Source organism: Mesorhizobium sp. M0894 (genome assembly GCF_040319725.1).
Classification (GTDB): Bacteria; Pseudomonadota; Alphaproteobacteria; order Rhizobiales; family Rhizobiaceae; genus Mesorhizobium.
The window spans coordinates 23495-38597 of the sequence record NZ_JAMYOG010000010.1 but is presented as its reverse complement, the minus strand read 5'-3'; the positions used below and the strand labels follow the sequence as shown (position 1 = coordinate 38597).

The following is a 15103-nucleotide window of genomic DNA, read 5'->3' as shown; positions in this document are numbered from 1 at the left end:
CGAGTGGCCGCGCTGCTGGAGCTGGTGCGATTTGACGAACATGCGTTGCTAGCTCAACTGGTTCGAAGGCAAAACCGCCGCGGCCGGCACGGATTGCAGATACCGCGACAGGGCATCCACCTGCCTGGTGACCGACATCGAGGCGAGACTGAAGCGCGGCGCGAAGGCACCGGTGCGAAACACGTACTGCTCGCGGCGCCGGATGAGCTTCCATTTCGCGGTCCGCGTCAGGAATTCGTGCATCAGCAACGGCTGTCTTTCTCCCGATATGAGCTGATAGAGGAAGTAGAACAGGTTCAGCGTGCCGGCCTGGTAGCTCGGCCTCGCCTCGGCCGGCAGCGCGGCAATCCTTTCTTCCAGCGCAAGGATCCACTCGGCGGCACGGCGAACCGTGCCCATCGACAGGACCTCACCGATGTCGCGGAGGTCTTGCGTCTCTTCCGCGAGCCCCTCGCGCTCGAGGTTCTCGGCGACGATCTTCAAATGCGTCCTGCGCATTTCGCGCTTGTGCCTGTTGGTCACGCTGTCGTCATGGATACGATAGGCGATCAGGCTTTCGGGGATCATGGCCGCCGGGTAGCGGTCGGTCAGCCGCCTGAACAGGTCGAAGTCTTCGGCGTGCTTGTACCTTTCGTTATAAAATAGAACGCTCTCTTCGATGACCTTCCTGTTGTAGACGACCGTGGAATGCATGCAGATCGTGAAGAACATCGACAAGATGCGCAGGCTATTGTCCTGGAATATCGGATCGGGCGAACCCCTGACGATGCGGTTGCCGAGCAAGGTGTCGAAACCCGCGCCGCACAGCGCGAGATCAGGCTGCTGGTTGAACAGCGCGACCTGTCGCGACAGGCGCCGGGGATAGGCGACATCGTCGGCGTCCATCCTGGCGACCAGATCGCCGCGGGCCATGGCCAGGCCTTCGTTCAAAGTTGCAATCAGGCCACGGTTTTCGCGTGAGATGATCGAGATGCGATTGTCGGCCTGGCGGTATTTCTGTAGGATCTGCAGTGAGTTGTCGGTCGAGCCATCATCGATGGCGATGACCTCCAGACGATCGTAATCCTGGCGCAGGATGCTACCCAGCGCAGCGGCAAGATAAGGTCCCGCATTGTAGGTCGGCAGCAGAACGGAGACTAAGGGAGCAGCCATTGGTCAGCCCCGACCGCTTCGTTGCAACTTGCGTGGCAAGCGCGATGCGCCATCAAGCGGCCTGCTCGGATATGCTCCTGCCGCGAGCCAACCGCTGTTGGTCGTATCGATGCCTGTCGGGAAGCCGGCTCGGCCTCTCCGGGCAACATAGGGGAAGTGGCGCTTTAGGCTGTTGAGCGGCTTCTCGAAAAGCAGCCATGAAACCGACGCCAGCATGAGCGTCACCGTTCCCGCCACCAGGAACCGTCCCGGCCCTTGTTCCGAGACGTTGAGCGGAATCCAGGGCTGCGATTTGACGACGAGCGACAGCACTATCGGATGGTAGAGATAAACGCCGTAGCTGATGCGGCCAAGGCCAAGCAGCGGCGGCAGTTCGAGACCTTTTCCGATATAGCCACCAACGCCTGTCGAACAGCTTGCAACGATGACCACCAGCGGCACGAGAGGCAGGATCTGCAACAGCAGCCAGAGGCCCCATTCCTGCAGCGGATTTGCCGGCGCCGGCGCAAACCACTGCAGAACGAAAAACGCCGCGGCGAGCCACGGCCAGCCAGCTCGAAGCCATTGCGGCAGGCCAGCGGATCTTGACCGGTAAGCGGCAAGCAGCGCCCCTGACGCCAGCGCGTCCATCGACGCCGGCGGCAGCAGGTCGCGCGACAAACCGGGTGTTCCCGCGATCGGCCAATAAAACCGGTAGGCCAGCGACAGCCCGATAACGGCGATACAGATCGCTTCGAGGCGCCGGCGCGGCGCCAGCAGCACGATCAACGGCCAGGCGATATAGAACTGCTCCTCGATGCTCAGGCTCCAGAAATGGCAGAGCAGCCAGGGCGTCCATTCATTCTGCGCTGCGTACCAGAAATTCGACAGATAGAGCGCGTGCCAGGCCAGCGATCCTCTCGACTGCTCCATGTCCGTAAGCCAGACGAAACCCAGCACGGCGAAATAGGGCGGGAATATCCGCAGCGCCCGCCTGATATAGAAGGATCTCAGCGCCGGTCCGGTTTCGAATTCGGCGGCCGAGCGGGCTTCGAGCAGCAGGCGGGTAATCAGAAAGCCGCTCAGCACGAAGAACAGACGTACGCCGATATGGCCCCAGAACGAGGATCCTCCGGCCGCGAAGAAGTGTGCGTACAGCACCATCGTCACGGCGATGGCCCTCAGCGCGTCCAATTGGGTGTCGCGCGCATTTCCCATTAGCGGCGTGCGCCGGCGGGACGGCGAAACTGCCAATCGGTCAACATAGCGGCGTCGTTCACGGCGCATTTCCAATCGGAAGCGCCCCCCTCACGCAGGATAAGGCGCCACCATTGTGCAACGCAACACAAAAAGTTGACATATTTGAAACAGGAACGTGAGGCGCGGCTAATAAAAGCCAAAAAACAGCGGGAACCAGCCCGAATTGTCCATTTTTGACGATTTTCGCGCGCTGCCTTGGCCCGCCGATATCGGCGGCAGGGTGCTGCGATGCAGCATGTTCGCCGCCATCACGGAACGCGTGAAGCTGATCCGTTCGATCGCCGCCAGCGGCACTGGCGTCAGCCTCGTCACACACGATCTCGCCACGGTGCGGGCGCTGGCCGACAGGATCGTGGTTCTCAGCCTCGGACGCGTGGCCTATGACGGATCCGCCAGGCACTTGAGCGCCGACCAGTTGTGGGGCCTCATGGCGAGCGGCACCCTCGCATCCGCCGGGCAGTAGAAGGCGTTTTGAAGCGGGGACCCGCTTCGCGCGAGCTTCCCGCCTCCGAGCGACAATTACGCCTCCTTGCCGGCATTCGCGAGCGCCACTGTGCGACGCTCCGGAAGCCCCATTCCGACGAGCGCGCCGGCGAGCGAGAGCAGCGCGGAGACGTCGATTGCCGCGGTGAAGCCATCGCTGAACGCGTCGGTGGACGAGAAGCTTCCAGTGCCGGCGAACACCGCACCGGCGATCGCGATCCCGGATACGCCGCCCAGAAAGCGGAATGTATTGAACGTGCCGGCAGCCTTGCCGACCTCCGGCCGCGCGACCGCATTGAGGACCGCATTCTGCGCGGCAGGCATGGCCATCGACACGCCGGCACCGGTAATGATCAGGGGCGCGACTAGCTGGATGTAGGGCAGATCAGGTGCTGCGATCTGCGCCAGCCAGGCCATTCCAGCCGCTTGCAGGATCAATCCGGCCACGACAAGCCAGCGCTCGCCGACGCGGTTGATCAGGCTGCCGGCGATCGGTGCGACCACGAAAAGCGTGGCGGTCCAGGGCAGCAATCCCATGCCGGCCCCGAGCGGCCCACGGCTCTGGGCAAACTGCAGAAACTGCGGCAGCAGGAATACGAGGCCGTACATGGCGGCGCAGAGCAGGAAGTTCGCCCCTACGCCCGAGGAGAATGCGCGCGCCTGAAAGAACCGCAAAGGCAGCATGGGCTCACGGGTACGCAGCTGCCAAAGGACGAATGCGATGGCCAGAACCAGCCCGGCCGTCAGCGCCGACAGCACTTCAGAGCTGCTCCAGCCGACGATGTTGCCGCGCATCAGACCCCAGACCACTCCAAATGCCGCCGCAGTCACCAGCACGACGCCGAGGACATCGATAGCCGTGCCCGGCCCGTAACTCTCCGGAATCCGACGCAGCACCAGCGGGATGAGAACGATGCCGACCGGAACATTGAGCCAGAAGATCCAGTGCCAGGAGAGGCCTTCGGAGATCGCACCGCCCGCCATCGGACCGATGATCAGGGCCAGGCCGGTGATGCTGCTGAAGATACCCAGCGCCTTGCCTCGTTCCTCCGGGGGAAAAGCGACGCTCAGCAGCGCCATGGCCAGCGGCATGACCATTGCAGCACCCGCGCCCTGAACCGCACGGGCCGCAATCAGCAATCCGGCATTTCCAGCGAGCGCGCAGGCAACCGACGCTGCGACGAACAACGCCAATCCGGCAACGAGCGTACGGCGGCGACCGAACCGGTCACCGAGCGCAGCCCCGGTCATGAGCAGGACGGCAAAGCTCAAATTATAGGCGTTCATCGTCCATTGCAGCGTCTCCAGCGAGGCATCGAGTTCGACCCGCATCGTGCTCAATGCGGTCGCCACGACCATCGCATCGAGAACGACCATCAAGGAGCCTATCGACGTGAGGGCGAGAACCCAGACCTTCGTTGATCCCGCACTTTGCTTGCTCATGATTATGGCGCCTCCGGCTTGAACAGATGGCCCACCAGTCTCGCGGTCCCATGATCCAGAGACGCGGAGGCACCACCAAAGGATTCCAGCTAAAGAAAGTTTTTTTCGACCGAATCCTTTTGCCATCGTCGAGCGTCTATAAGACGCTGCGCCTGATGGCGGGCGCGCCTGCCCTGGGAGATACGGAATGAAATCGATCCTTGTGCGATGACCGGATCCGCATCCGGCACGCCAGAAGGACGGGAGCCATTTGACCGGCTGCTCGGCGAATTGCGGCCGAAACTGCACCGCTATTGTGCCCGCATGACCGGTTCGGTGATCGATGCCGAGGATGTCGTCCAGGAAGCTACGGTCAAGGCGCTCGAGGCGTTCCCAGGGACCGGACCGATAGCCAATGTCGAGGGCTGGCTGTTCCGCATCGCGCACAATGCGGCGCTCGACCACCTGCGCCGTCGCGCCAGGGTGGATGCCGCGCATGCCATCGAGGATATCGACATGATACCTCACCCCGGCATGTCGGCCGAGGGTCGACACACTGCAGCCGCAAGCCTGCAGACCTTCATGCGCCTCCCCGCGGCGCAGCGTAGCAGCGTCATCCTCATGGATGTGCTCGGCTATACGATCGAAGAGATCGGCAACATTATTGACAGCAGCGTTCCGGCGGTGAAAGCCGCACTGCATCGCGGCCGTCTGCGCCTGCGCGAAGTCGCCGGCGAGCCTGACGATCGGCCTGTGCCGGTGTTGGCCGAGCCCGAGCGGGCGCGTCTGGCAGCCTATGTGGAGCGGTTCAACGCCCGCGACTTCGATACGATCCGCGACATGCTGGCCGAGGACGTGCGGCTTGACCTCGTCAACCGGCTCCGGGCGAGCGGCCGCACGAAAGTGGGCCGGTACTTCCACAATTACGCGGGTATCCACGATTGGCGGCTGCTTCCAGGCCTGGTGGATCGGCACCCAGCCATACTTGTCATCGATCCGGATGACTCGGCCGGAGGGCCAAGATACTTTATCCTGCTGGAATGGACGGGCGACAGATTGGCGAGAATTCGCGATTTCCGCTATGCGCGCTACACGCTTGATGGCGCCGAGGTGGTGCCTCTGCGAGCATAGCAATTCGCTTTTCATAATGCCGAACAAGCACTGCCAGATCGCGGCCGCTTGCCATTCAAGCGGCCGCCCTTTTCTGCTGATCCGGCTTTAAGCCGGTTGCAACTCCCGGCGCGGCAGCGGCGGGAAGGCGATCGCAATCGCCATCGCGCCAAGCCCGACAAGGGCCGAGCCGATGAACAGCCAGGAATAGCTGGCATAGGCATCGAACACCATGCCGCCGGCGAGCGGGCCGAAAGCCATGCCGAGGCTGGACAGCATGGTTACGGCACCGAACACCGTGCCGAGGATGCGCTGGCCGAAATATTCGCGCGCCAGCACCGCATAGAGCGGCATGACACCGCCATAGGTGGCGCCGAAGATGACGGCGAGCGTGTAGAATTGACCAAGCTCGCTGACCGCCAGATAGGCGGCGATGACCACCGCCTGTATGGCCAGCCCGGTGATCAGCACCGGCTTGACGCCCAGCCGATCGGCAAGCACGCCGTAAAGCAGCCGGCCACCGAGCCCTGCCAGGCCCTCGATGCTGTAGATGCTGACCGCCGCCATCGGCGCTATGCCGCACAGCATCGCATAGCTCACCATATGGAAGATCGGCCCCGAATGCGCTGCGCAGCAGGCAAAGAAGGTCAGTCCCAACACGATGAATTGCGGCGAGCGCAGCGCCTGCGGAACCGTCATGCCGGCACCCTCGGCGGCAACGGTTGGGGCAGCGCCGTCGGCAGCGGGCTGGGGCGGCTGGCGCACCAGAAGCGCGGCCGGCAGTAGCAGCACCCACGCGATTATGCCGATATCGAACATCGCCGTGCGCCAGTCATAGGCCGAAATCAGCCAGCGCGCGAAGGGCGAGATGGTCATTGGCGCTACGCCCATGCCGGCCGAGACCAGCGAGACCGCGAGGCTGCGGTTCGTGTCGAACCAGGCGGAGGTCAGCGCGATCATCGGCGCGAAGAAGGCGCTTGCCGCGAGGCCGACGAGCACGCCATAGGTCAGCTGGAAAACGAGCAGCGAGCCGGTGCGGCTGGCCAGGACCAGCGCCAGGCCAAGCAATACGGCGCCGGTCATGACGACGATGCGAGCGCCGAAGCGGTCGTAAATGGCGCCCCAGGCGAAGCCGCCGAGGCCCATTACCAGGAAGTTCAGCGTCATCGCACTCGATATGCCGGCGCGCGACCATTGTGTGTCGAGCGCCATCGGTTCGAGGAAGATCGCCAGCGAGAACATCGCCCCGAGGGCGACACAGGTCATCAGCGCGCCAGCCGCGACGATAACCCAACGATAGGGAAGGCTCATTTCACTTTTCTCCCATGCCGGAAGCGTTGATACGGCACGACCTTTTCGAGCTTCGCCGAGCCGCTTGCGTCCGAAGGACGTTGGAGACGTTTTGAATCCGACAATCCGGTTGCATTTTTTATCCAGTCAAGAAATTGCGCCGCTCAATTGCTCCATTGCATTGACCGTGCACAGTGCTGAGCTAGATTTCCAGCCTGGCGATAAGGAGCTATCAGGTATGGAACTTCATCGCGGCCGTCTCATCGACCACATCCAGTTGGTGGTCAGGGATCTCAAGGCCAGCCGGCGCTTTTACGAGGCGGTTTTCAAGGTGCTCGATATTCCGATCGGCGGCAGCGCCGAGGATTATTTCTGGGCCGACGAGCTGTTCATCTCCAGCCCCGACAGCCCGGCAGCCCAGGGAAAGCTGACGGGGCGCCACCACCTTGCCTTCCAGGCAAAGGACCGCGCCATGGTCGACGCCTTCTACAGGGCCGGCCTCGATGGCGGCGGCACGGACAATGGCGCACCGGGCGAGCGGCAGCACTACCATCCCGGCTACTACGCCGCCTTCCTGCTCGATCCCGACGGCAACAATATCGAGGCCGTCCACCACGGCCCGGCCAACCGCAGCGCCGAGTCAGTGAAGATTGCGTTCTGAAGATCGGGTGATGGGGCAAGAATCTTGCTTGCGACGGCGTCGGATCGGCTGCGGAGGTCATTCCGCCCTGCGCTATCGCATCAGCGCCGCCATCCGGCCCGCCAGGAAGTCGACGAACAGCCGCGCCCGGACGGGTAGCTGTCGCCCATACGCATGGACGATGTACACCGGCATGGTCGGCATCGCCACCTCGGGCAGGATGCGGACCAGGCGGCCCGTGTCGAGATCGTCCTGCACGGCAAACCGCATCAGATGCGCGATGCCGGCGCCGGCAAGTGCCGCATTGCGGATGGCACCACCATCATCGGTATCGAGCCGTCCGTCCGGCACGATCATCGTACCGTCGGCAAAAGTGACGGGATAGGGCCGGCCGGCCATCTGGTAGCGGACGAATTCGTGGTTCGGTAAATCCTCGACCGATGCCGGACGGCCGCGCCGCTCGACATAGGCCGGTGAGGCCACCAGCACGATCGGCAGATTGGCGATCTTGCGCGCGATGAGCCCGGTGTCCGAGAGCTGCCCCATGCGCACCGCAACGTCATAGCCTTCGCGGATCAGGTCGGCGTGGCGGTCGGTGACGCTGAGCTCTAGTTTGACTGCGCCATGCCGCGAAAGGAACGCCTGCGCCCATGCCGCGATCAGGCCGCGGCCGAGTTCGACCGGCGCTGTGACGCGCAGCAGGCCGCGCGCTGTATCGGCCAGCTGGACGATGTCTTCGGCATCGTCCAGCGCCCTGAGCAGCGGCGCCACGCGCTCGTAATAAGCGATGCCCTCACTGGTCAGCCCGAGCCGGCGCGTCGAGCGCTTGATCAGCCTGACGCCCAGCCGCCGCTCGAGCCGCGCCACGCTTTTCGACACCGCCGATGGGCTGGAGCCGACCAGCCGGCTGGCGGCATGGAACGAGCCGGCATCGACCGTGCGGACGAAGGCGACGAGACCGGCGGTCTTTTCGAGGATGGTGGTCATTCCGGAATTCCAGGCACGAAAGAATGGATCATGATGATCCTAATACGATTTTTGATCATCATTAAATACCGCTCATCATCGACAAAGGAGAGATTTGATGAGCAAGCTGAACGGCAAGGTCGCCATCGTCACCGGCGCCTCCAAGGGTATCGGCGCTGCCATCGCCAAGGGTCTTGCCACGGCCGGCGCCGCGGTGGTCGTCAACTACGCCTCGTCACAGGAAGGCGCCGACCGCGTCGTCGCCGAGATCGAGGACCGTGGCGGCCGCGCCGTCACCGTCCAGGGCGACGTGTCGCAAGCGGCCGACGTGCGCCGCCTGTTCGAGGCGGCGAAATCGGAGTTTGGCGGGCTCGACATCCTGGTCAACAATGCCGGCGTCTTCGCGTTCGAGCCGCTGGAAGCGGTTACCGAGGCCGAGTTCCACCGTCAGTTCGACACCAATGTGTTGGGCATCATTCTGACCACGCAAGCAGCAGTGAGCCATTTTGGCCCGGGCGGCGGCAGCATCATCAACATAAGCTCGGTTGCCAGCCGCAATCCGCAGCCGAACTCGCTCGTCTACGCCGCCACCAAGGGAGCGGTGGACACGATCACGCTGTCGATGTCGCGGGAGCTCGGCGCACGCAACATCCGCGTCAACGCGATCGCGCCCGGCGGCATCGATACCGAAGGCCTCGCGCGCATCGGCATCGTCGGCAGCGAATTCGAGAAGCAGATTATCGCCATGACCCCGCTCGGTCGCTTCGGCCTGCCCGATGACGTCGCCCGCGTCGCGGTGTACCTCGCTTCCGACGAGGCGTCATGGCTGACCGGCGAGCGCATCACCGCCTCGGGTGGCTGGCGATAGGCATCGAGGGCCAGGACCTGCCGTTTCGCGGACCATGCCCCACGCCGCGCGACGTCGAGGACCACCGCAATCGATGACGACAGCGATCTAAGCCCTATGTTTCAGCGACGGAGGAGCGCCGTGCGCTATCGATGACGGCGAGATGCCAGGGAGGTAACGGATGACGGGCGACGAAACAGCAATCCGAAAGCTGGTCGAGATGTGGATGGATGCGAGTAAGCGTGGAGACATCGCGACTGTCCTCAGCTTGATGACGGACGATGCGATCTTCATGGTTCCCGGCCGGGAACCCTTCGACAAGGAGATCTTCGCGGCGGCCGCGCAGGAGACGGCCGGCGTTCATATCGACGGCACGAGCGATATCGTGGAACTACAGCTTCTCGGCAATTGGGCCTTCATCCGCAGCCGCATCGACATGACCGCGACCCCGCCGAATGGCGAGCCGGTCCATCGATCGGGATATGCGCTGACGCTCCTCCGCAAGGAGCCAGATGGTGAGTGGCGGCTCGCGCGCGACGCTAACCTGCTGACCCTGCAAGGCTAGAGCCGGTCTCCGGCATCTCTGCACCAGGAGGCGCGCTAGGGGGAGCGACAAGGTGGCGAAGATGCGTTCAACGTCGCCCTGAACAGCATTCCCCTCCTCCATCTGATTACACCGGCAAGAGGGCGTTCGGCTTGACATCGGCGATGGAGGCGAAAGTGTGCGTTTCGCGCACGCCGGGCAGAGGCAGGATGACCCGCTGCAGGAAATCCTGGAACACCGCCATTTCAGCGATCCGCGCCTTGACCAGATAATCGAAACCGCCAACCACCATATGGCACTCCAGAACCTCCGGAGCTTTCGCCACGGCTTCGGCGAAGCGGTCAAAGACATGCGGCGCCGTGTGGTCAAGCCTGACCTCGATGAACACCAGCGTTCCCCTGCCGACCTTGCGCGGATCGAGCATAGCCCTGACCGCGGTGATGAACCCGTCGCGGAACAGGCGCTTCACCCGCTGGCTGGTTCCGGTCGGCGACAGCCCGACACGCCCGGCAAGATCAAGCGTCGTCCGGCGCCCATCCTCCTGCAGCAGCCGGAGCAGGCTGCGGTCTATCTGGTCGAGATCGTCCATTCACAATCCACTCTATCTCAGGGATTTGTGTGCTTAATTCACGCACAGATGCCAAAATCAACGTATTTCATCACATAAAACCTCGCAATAGCCTGCGCTTCCCTCACCCACTCAAAGCAGATGTGGTGAGCCGATTTCGACGAACACAGGAGTGCAGGATGACCAAGGAAGCGTGCAGCCCAGCCGGCAAGAGTGCGGCGGAAATCAGCAAGGGAGCGACCGAGATCCTGGTGCTGAGCGAAGCCGACGTGATGGCGTGCATCGACCTCAGCCAGCTTCTCGACGTTCTGGAAGACGGCTTCAAGGCGCTGTCACAAGGTAAGGTCGTCAATCCACCCCGACCACAGCTCGACATCCCCGGAGCCGGCTACAGCCTCGCCATGCCGGCCTGGATGGAGGACATGAACCTGACCGTCAAGATCGTCAATGTCTTCGAAGGCAACCTGGCCAAGAACCTGCCCAGCCATCTCGCCACCATCAGCCTGTTCGATCCGCTGTCCGGCCTGCCGGTCTGCATCATGGACGGCACCTTCATAACCGCGGTGCGAACCTCCGGCTCCGCCGTGCTGTCGGTGCGCGCGCTTGCCCGCCGGGATGCCAGGATAGCGACAGTGATCGGCGCCGGCGTGCAGGCCAACCAGCACCTGCATCTGTTGCCGCTGGTGCGCGACTTTGCCGAAATCCGGGTCGCTTCGAAGAGCTTCGACGATGCGGCAGCGCTTGCCCGGCTGCATCCGTCGGTGGTGGCGGTCGCCGACCTCGAGGCGGCAGTGCGCAGTTCGGACGTGGTGTGCCTGGCGACCCACTCCTACCAGCCGGTGATCGACGCAGGCTGGGTCCAGCCGGGCACGCATGTCTCGTCGGTCGGGGTGGCGCCGCCCGGCGGAGAAATGCCGATCGAGCTCATCGGCAAATCCAGTCTTTTTGTCGAAACCAAGGATGCGTTCAAACCGACCCCGGTCGGTTCTTGCGAGCTTGCCGGCTTCGACCCGGATTTCGGCACCGAGCTTGGCGCCATGCTGCTCGACCGCGCGCCGGGTCGCGTTTCGAATCAACAGATCACCACCTACAAGGCGATGGGCATTGCGATGGAAGACATGGTCGCCGCCGACCTCGCCTATCGTTGCGCCAAGCGTCTGCGCAAGGGAAAGCTCATCGTGCTGTAGGCGCGTGCCGCGAGCCAGGCGGGTTCGACGTTGCTGACAATGGCGCTTTCGTGGGAGCGTTGGGGCTAAAGGCCGGCCCCTCAGGCCGGCTCGCGCTTCAGCGCCTGTGCCATGCAGTGGATGCCGCCGCCGGTCTTCGAGATCTCGCTCATATCGATGGCCGCGACCTCGAAGCCGCGTGCCTTGAGCTGGCCGATCAGCGCCTGGCTGGACGTCGGCGCGATCACCCTGTCCTTGCCCAGCGACATGAAGTTGCAGCCGAGCGCCATCGTGTCCTGGAACGGCACGTCGATGATCTCGTGGCCCTTGCCCTTCAGCCAGTCGACGATGCCCGGCTCCGTGCAGGCGAGGCAGACGGCGGTCAGCTTCTCGGCGATCGGCACCACCATCAGGTCGATATGGACGTAATATTCGTCGATGAACGCGATGCGGGTCTCCCAGCCCTCCTTGTCGAACCAGGCCTGCACCTGGCGGGCGCCCTCCTCCTGCGTGCGGGCGCCGCCGCACCCGATCAGCACCACGCCGTCCTCGATGACGTTGAAGTCGCCGCCTTCGAATGTGCCGGCGGTGACCATGTCATAGATCGGGATGCCGAGCTTCTCATAGGTGCGGATCGCCGCGTAGTTCTCGCCGCGCCGCCACCAGTTGGCCATCGCGGTGATGATGACGCCATATGGCGTCATCACGCTGGAATCGCGTGAATAGACCTGCATCGGCAGTTCCGGCGTCGGCTCATGCCAGTGGATGTTGACGCCGAAATGCTCATAGGCGGCGACAAGGTCCTTGTGCTGCGCCTGCGCGATCTGGACATTGCAAGGCGCCTCGCGCAGATGTTTTCGCGATAGCGAGCTGGTCGAGAGATGGCGCAGGAAATTGGGCGAGCCGAGCAGCACGTCGGTCAGCACGTCGGTCTCGTTGGCGAAGCCCCAGGCGGTCAGCTTCTTGGTGCCGCCGGCCGGGTTGCGGCGCTGCAGCGAAAACGGCTCGGTGACGATGCGGTCATGGACGGTCATGGGTTCTCCTCGTGAAGGGGCGGCTTGGTTGAGTCATGCGGCTTGGTTGCTCGGTATCCACCAGTCCCGTCCGCGCGGGGTGGTGATGTATTCCGGCCAGCGAAATCCAATTGGCGGCTCGTAGTCGCAGAGCGGCGCGATCCAGTTCGAGCCGCCGATGCCGCCACCGGTGCGGGCGACGAATTCGTCCATCGCCGCGTCGCGCGCGGCCTCGTCTTCCAACAGGCGAAGTGCTGCCAGCGCGACCGTCTTTGCGGCGCAGATGACCATCGGGTCGATGGTGGCAGAAATGCCGCCCAGCGCATTCATCGCCCAGGACGGAAAGGCGTGACCGTTCTCCGAGCGCAATGCCGGGCGAGCGACATAGAACCGCGCCGTCGGCGTATGCCATGACATGTCGGTGTAGTCGTCGGACGTCGAATTCACCTGCGACGGCGCCAGGTCGCGGCGCAGGATCGCCTCGGCCGCCTGTGGTGCAATCAGCCGCTCCAATTCGTCGATGAATGGTTCCTCGCTCGCCACCCCGCCGGCATTGATCTGGATTTCGCGGGCGATCGCCTTAGCCGTCTCGTCCCAGCGCGGCGGCCCGACCGCCGCCAGCGCGTCGAAGGCAATGCCAGCCATTACGTGATTGGCGAGCCCCGGCCGCGACTTCGACACCCAGTGCCGCTCATAGCGGCAGCCGCCCATCACCGCGACGGCTTCCGCATTGCGGTCAAGCACGGCGGTGACCTGCTCGGCCATCGCCAGCGTCGGCACGCGGATCATGTACTGGATCTCGGCCAGCCCGGCCGGCAGATTGTCGGCGGTCGCCTGCCCCGCCGTCAGGATCGCCTCGCTGATCGACCAGCCGCCCTGATGCGGCAGCACGGAATCGCGTAGCGCCTTCGAGGCCATGTACATCATCATGAGCGCGTCGTTGGCGCCCGGCGCCCGGACCGCCGAATGCGCCTGCGGGATCGGCGCCGCGTTGCCTGCCGCCCTCGCCCAATGTTCCGGCTCGTCGCAGATGAAGCGGTAGATCATCGCATAGGCCGCACCGCAATGCGTGTCCCAGCGCGCCGTGTTGCACAGCGGCAGCATGTAAAAAGGATGGAAGGAGATCATGCCCGCCAGCCCATCGTAATAGCCCTTCGCGGCATGGATCGGCTTCGATCCCCTCACCTTCTCCGCCGGCTCTCCGGTGAAGCGCAGCGTGCCCGATATGCCGTGGCGCTGCATCGCCGCCTTGGTCGCCAGCAGCCCGCCGAGGCTGGCAATGCCGAGCCCGGAATGCGGATCGGTGTGGCCGCCGGCCTGTTCGCCGAGGCCCGGACGCGGTCGCTTCACCGTCGCCGCATCCTGGCAATTGCCAGGCACCGCGTCGTACTCGGCATACATGCCGATTGTCGGGCCGGTCCCGTTGGTCCAGTGGGCGCAGAAGGCGGTCGGCATGCCGCCAGAGCCCTCTTCAACGGTAAAGCCTTCGTGCTTCAGGCGCTCGACATACCAGGCGGCCGACTGGTATTCGCGCCAAGCGGTCTCGCCGAAGTCGAAGATGGTCCGCGTCCACGCCGACAGCGACGGCTGGATGTCGTCCAGACAGGCAAGCGCGGTCGCTTGCGCCGAGGTCACCGGTTTCTCCATGGCGGAAAGAAAGCAGTGAAGCGCCTCGCCAAAAAGTGATATGTTTTCCCGGCTCATGCAAATTCGGTTCACCTCTTGAGAATTCCCTCGACGCAGGCGCTGCGCGCGCTCGACAGTTTTGCCCGCCACGGCAGCGTCTGGCGCGCCGCCGACGAACTGCATCTGACCCGCAGTGCGGTCAGTCATCAATTGCGCCTGCTCGAACGCGATCTCGGGTTCGACCTTCTCGCGCGCATCGGCAAGGGCGTGGCGCTGACGCCACGCGGCCAACGCTATGCCAGCGACGTGCGCAAGGCGCTGACGGTGCTAGGCGACGCGGTGACACGCCATGCCGGCACCGGCATCGGCGGCTCGTTCAGTGTCAGTTGTACGCCGGGTTTCGCCTCGCTGTTCCTGTGCACCCATATCGGCGAGTTCCGGCAGATGTACCCCGATGTCGCACTGCGCATCCTGACGCCGCGGCGCCTCGACGACGTCAGCAATGCCGAGGCCGACGCCTTCATCGCCTTCGGCGTCGGCAACTGGCCGAACCGCGTGGTCGAACCATTGTGCGAAATCTCCTTCACGCCGCTGTGCAGCCCGACGCTGCTCAACAAGATCGGCGGCTTCTCCAAGCCGGCAGACGTGCTGCGCGCCAATCTCCTGCATCTCGGTGACACCGAGGACTGGGCGCGCTGGCTGGCCCTGTCCAAGGTCGAGAACCCCGACCCGGAAGGCGGCATCTTCTTTTCCGACATGAACCTGGTCTTTTCGGCGGCGATTGCCGGCCAGGGCATCGCCATGGGCGACGAGCTGACCAGTCGCCGGGCGCTGAGCGAAGGCCGGCTGGTCCGCCCCTTCGACATAGCGATCAATTCGCCGCGCTCGTATTTTCTGGTCTCCGAGCACGCCAAGGCAGCGCATCCGGTGCTGGAGGCGTTTGGGCGATGGCTGAGGTCGAAGCTGTCGGAGAACAAGGAGCGCTAATCTCCCCCTTGAGGAGGAGATTGGCGCATAGATGAATCAAATTTGCCGAT

Annotated in this window: 15 protein-coding genes; 7 read left to right on the top strand and 8 right to left on the bottom strand. The window is 63.8% G+C overall.

The genetic code is table 11. From position 1 onward, the window contains the following. Positions 1-48: 48 nt before the first annotated feature. Both NKH91_RS19770 and NKH91_RS19765 read right to left on the bottom strand, forming a co-directional pair. Entirely contained in the window at positions 49-1152 is a 1104-nt protein-coding gene (locus tag NKH91_RS19770; RefSeq protein ID WP_023722381.1) for a glycosyltransferase family 2 protein, read from the bottom strand. 3 nt (positions 1153-1155) lie between these two features. Next, positions 1156-2349, bottom strand: a complete 1194-nt coding sequence (locus NKH91_RS19765; RefSeq protein WP_352481688.1) for an acyltransferase family protein — start codon at positions 2347-2349, stop codon at positions 1156-1158. Positions 2350-2554: 205 nt separating this feature from the next. Between NKH91_RS19765 and NKH91_RS19760 the strand changes: the two genes are divergently transcribed. Further along, entirely contained in the window at positions 2555-2854 is a 300-nt protein-coding gene (locus NKH91_RS19760; protein ID WP_156948281.1) for a P-loop NTPase family protein, read from the top strand. A 56-nt stretch (positions 2855-2910) separates the two neighbouring features. Here the strand turns inward: NKH91_RS19760 and NKH91_RS19755 are convergent, their stop codons facing one another. After that, positions 2911-4317, bottom strand: coding sequence for a DHA2 family efflux MFS transporter permease subunit (locus NKH91_RS19755; RefSeq protein ID WP_352589600.1), 1407 nt, complete (start codon positions 4315-4317; stop codon positions 2911-2913). Positions 4318-4524: 207 nt separating this feature from the next. On the opposite strand from NKH91_RS19755, the gene NKH91_RS19750 reads away from it, so the two are divergent. Beyond that, a complete protein-coding gene (locus NKH91_RS19750; protein ID WP_352884850.1) occupies positions 4525-5427 on the top strand; it encodes a sigma-70 family RNA polymerase sigma factor in 903 nt (300 codons plus the stop codon). 87 nt (positions 5428-5514) lie between these two features. Here the strand turns inward: NKH91_RS19750 and NKH91_RS19745 are convergent, their stop codons facing one another. Continuing rightward, positions 5515-6717 (bottom strand): MFS transporter, encoded by a 1203-nt coding sequence (locus tag NKH91_RS19745; RefSeq protein ID WP_352844633.1) that lies wholly within the window; start codon positions 6715-6717, stop codon positions 5515-5517. 217 nt (positions 6718-6934) lie between these two features. On the opposite strand from NKH91_RS19745, the gene NKH91_RS19740 reads away from it, so the two are divergent. Next, on the top strand, positions 6935-7357 hold the full coding sequence (locus NKH91_RS19740; protein ID WP_023722388.1) for a VOC family protein: 423 nt from the start codon (positions 6935-6937) through the stop codon (positions 7355-7357). Between the two features lie 72 nt (positions 7358-7429). Here the strand turns inward: NKH91_RS19740 and NKH91_RS19735 are convergent, their stop codons facing one another. Next, positions 7430-8323, bottom strand: coding sequence for a LysR family transcriptional regulator (locus tag NKH91_RS19735; RefSeq protein ID WP_352589594.1), 894 nt, complete (start codon positions 8321-8323; stop codon positions 7430-7432). 97 nt (positions 8324-8420) lie between these two features. On the opposite strand from NKH91_RS19735, the gene NKH91_RS19730 reads away from it, so the two are divergent. After that, positions 8421-9170, top strand: coding sequence for an SDR family NAD(P)-dependent oxidoreductase (locus tag NKH91_RS19730; RefSeq protein WP_352481692.1), 750 nt, complete (start codon positions 8421-8423; stop codon positions 9168-9170). Between the two features lie 160 nt (positions 9171-9330). Next, on the top strand, positions 9331-9714 hold the full coding sequence (locus NKH91_RS19725; protein ID WP_352844636.1) for a YybH family protein: 384 nt from the start codon (positions 9331-9333) through the stop codon (positions 9712-9714). Positions 9715-9820: 106 nt separating this feature from the next. Here NKH91_RS19725 and NKH91_RS19720 read toward each other — a convergent pair whose 3' ends face one another. After that, entirely contained in the window at positions 9821-10282 is a 462-nt protein-coding gene (locus tag NKH91_RS19720; protein WP_023720584.1) for an Lrp/AsnC family transcriptional regulator, read from the bottom strand. Positions 10283-10440: 158 nt separating this feature from the next. Here NKH91_RS19720 and NKH91_RS19715 point away from each other — a divergent pair, with 158 nt between their 5' ends. Then, entirely contained in the window at positions 10441-11448 is a 1008-nt protein-coding gene (locus tag NKH91_RS19715; protein WP_023720585.1) for an ornithine cyclodeaminase family protein, read from the top strand. 80 nt (positions 11449-11528) lie between these two features. Here the strand turns inward: NKH91_RS19715 and NKH91_RS19710 are convergent, their stop codons facing one another. Together NKH91_RS19710 and NKH91_RS19705 are read right to left on the bottom strand one after the other, a co-directional pair. After that, complete coding sequence (locus tag NKH91_RS19710; RefSeq protein ID WP_023720586.1) at positions 11529-12461, bottom strand: dimethylarginine dimethylaminohydrolase family protein; 933 nt, start codon at positions 12459-12461, stop codon at positions 11529-11531. A 33-nt stretch (positions 12462-12494) separates the two neighbouring features. Then, a complete protein-coding gene (locus tag NKH91_RS19705; RefSeq protein WP_352844865.1) occupies positions 12495-14087 on the bottom strand; it encodes a zinc-binding metallopeptidase family protein in 1593 nt (530 codons plus the stop codon). A 75-nt stretch (positions 14088-14162) separates the two neighbouring features. Between NKH91_RS19705 and NKH91_RS19700 the strand changes: the two genes are divergently transcribed. Next, positions 14163-15053 carry a LysR substrate-binding domain-containing protein gene (locus tag NKH91_RS19700; protein WP_352641004.1) on the top strand — a complete coding sequence of 297 codons (891 nt, stop codon included), beginning with the start codon at positions 14163-14165 and terminating at the stop codon, positions 15051-15053. The last annotated feature ends 50 nt before the right edge of the window (positions 15054-15103 follow it).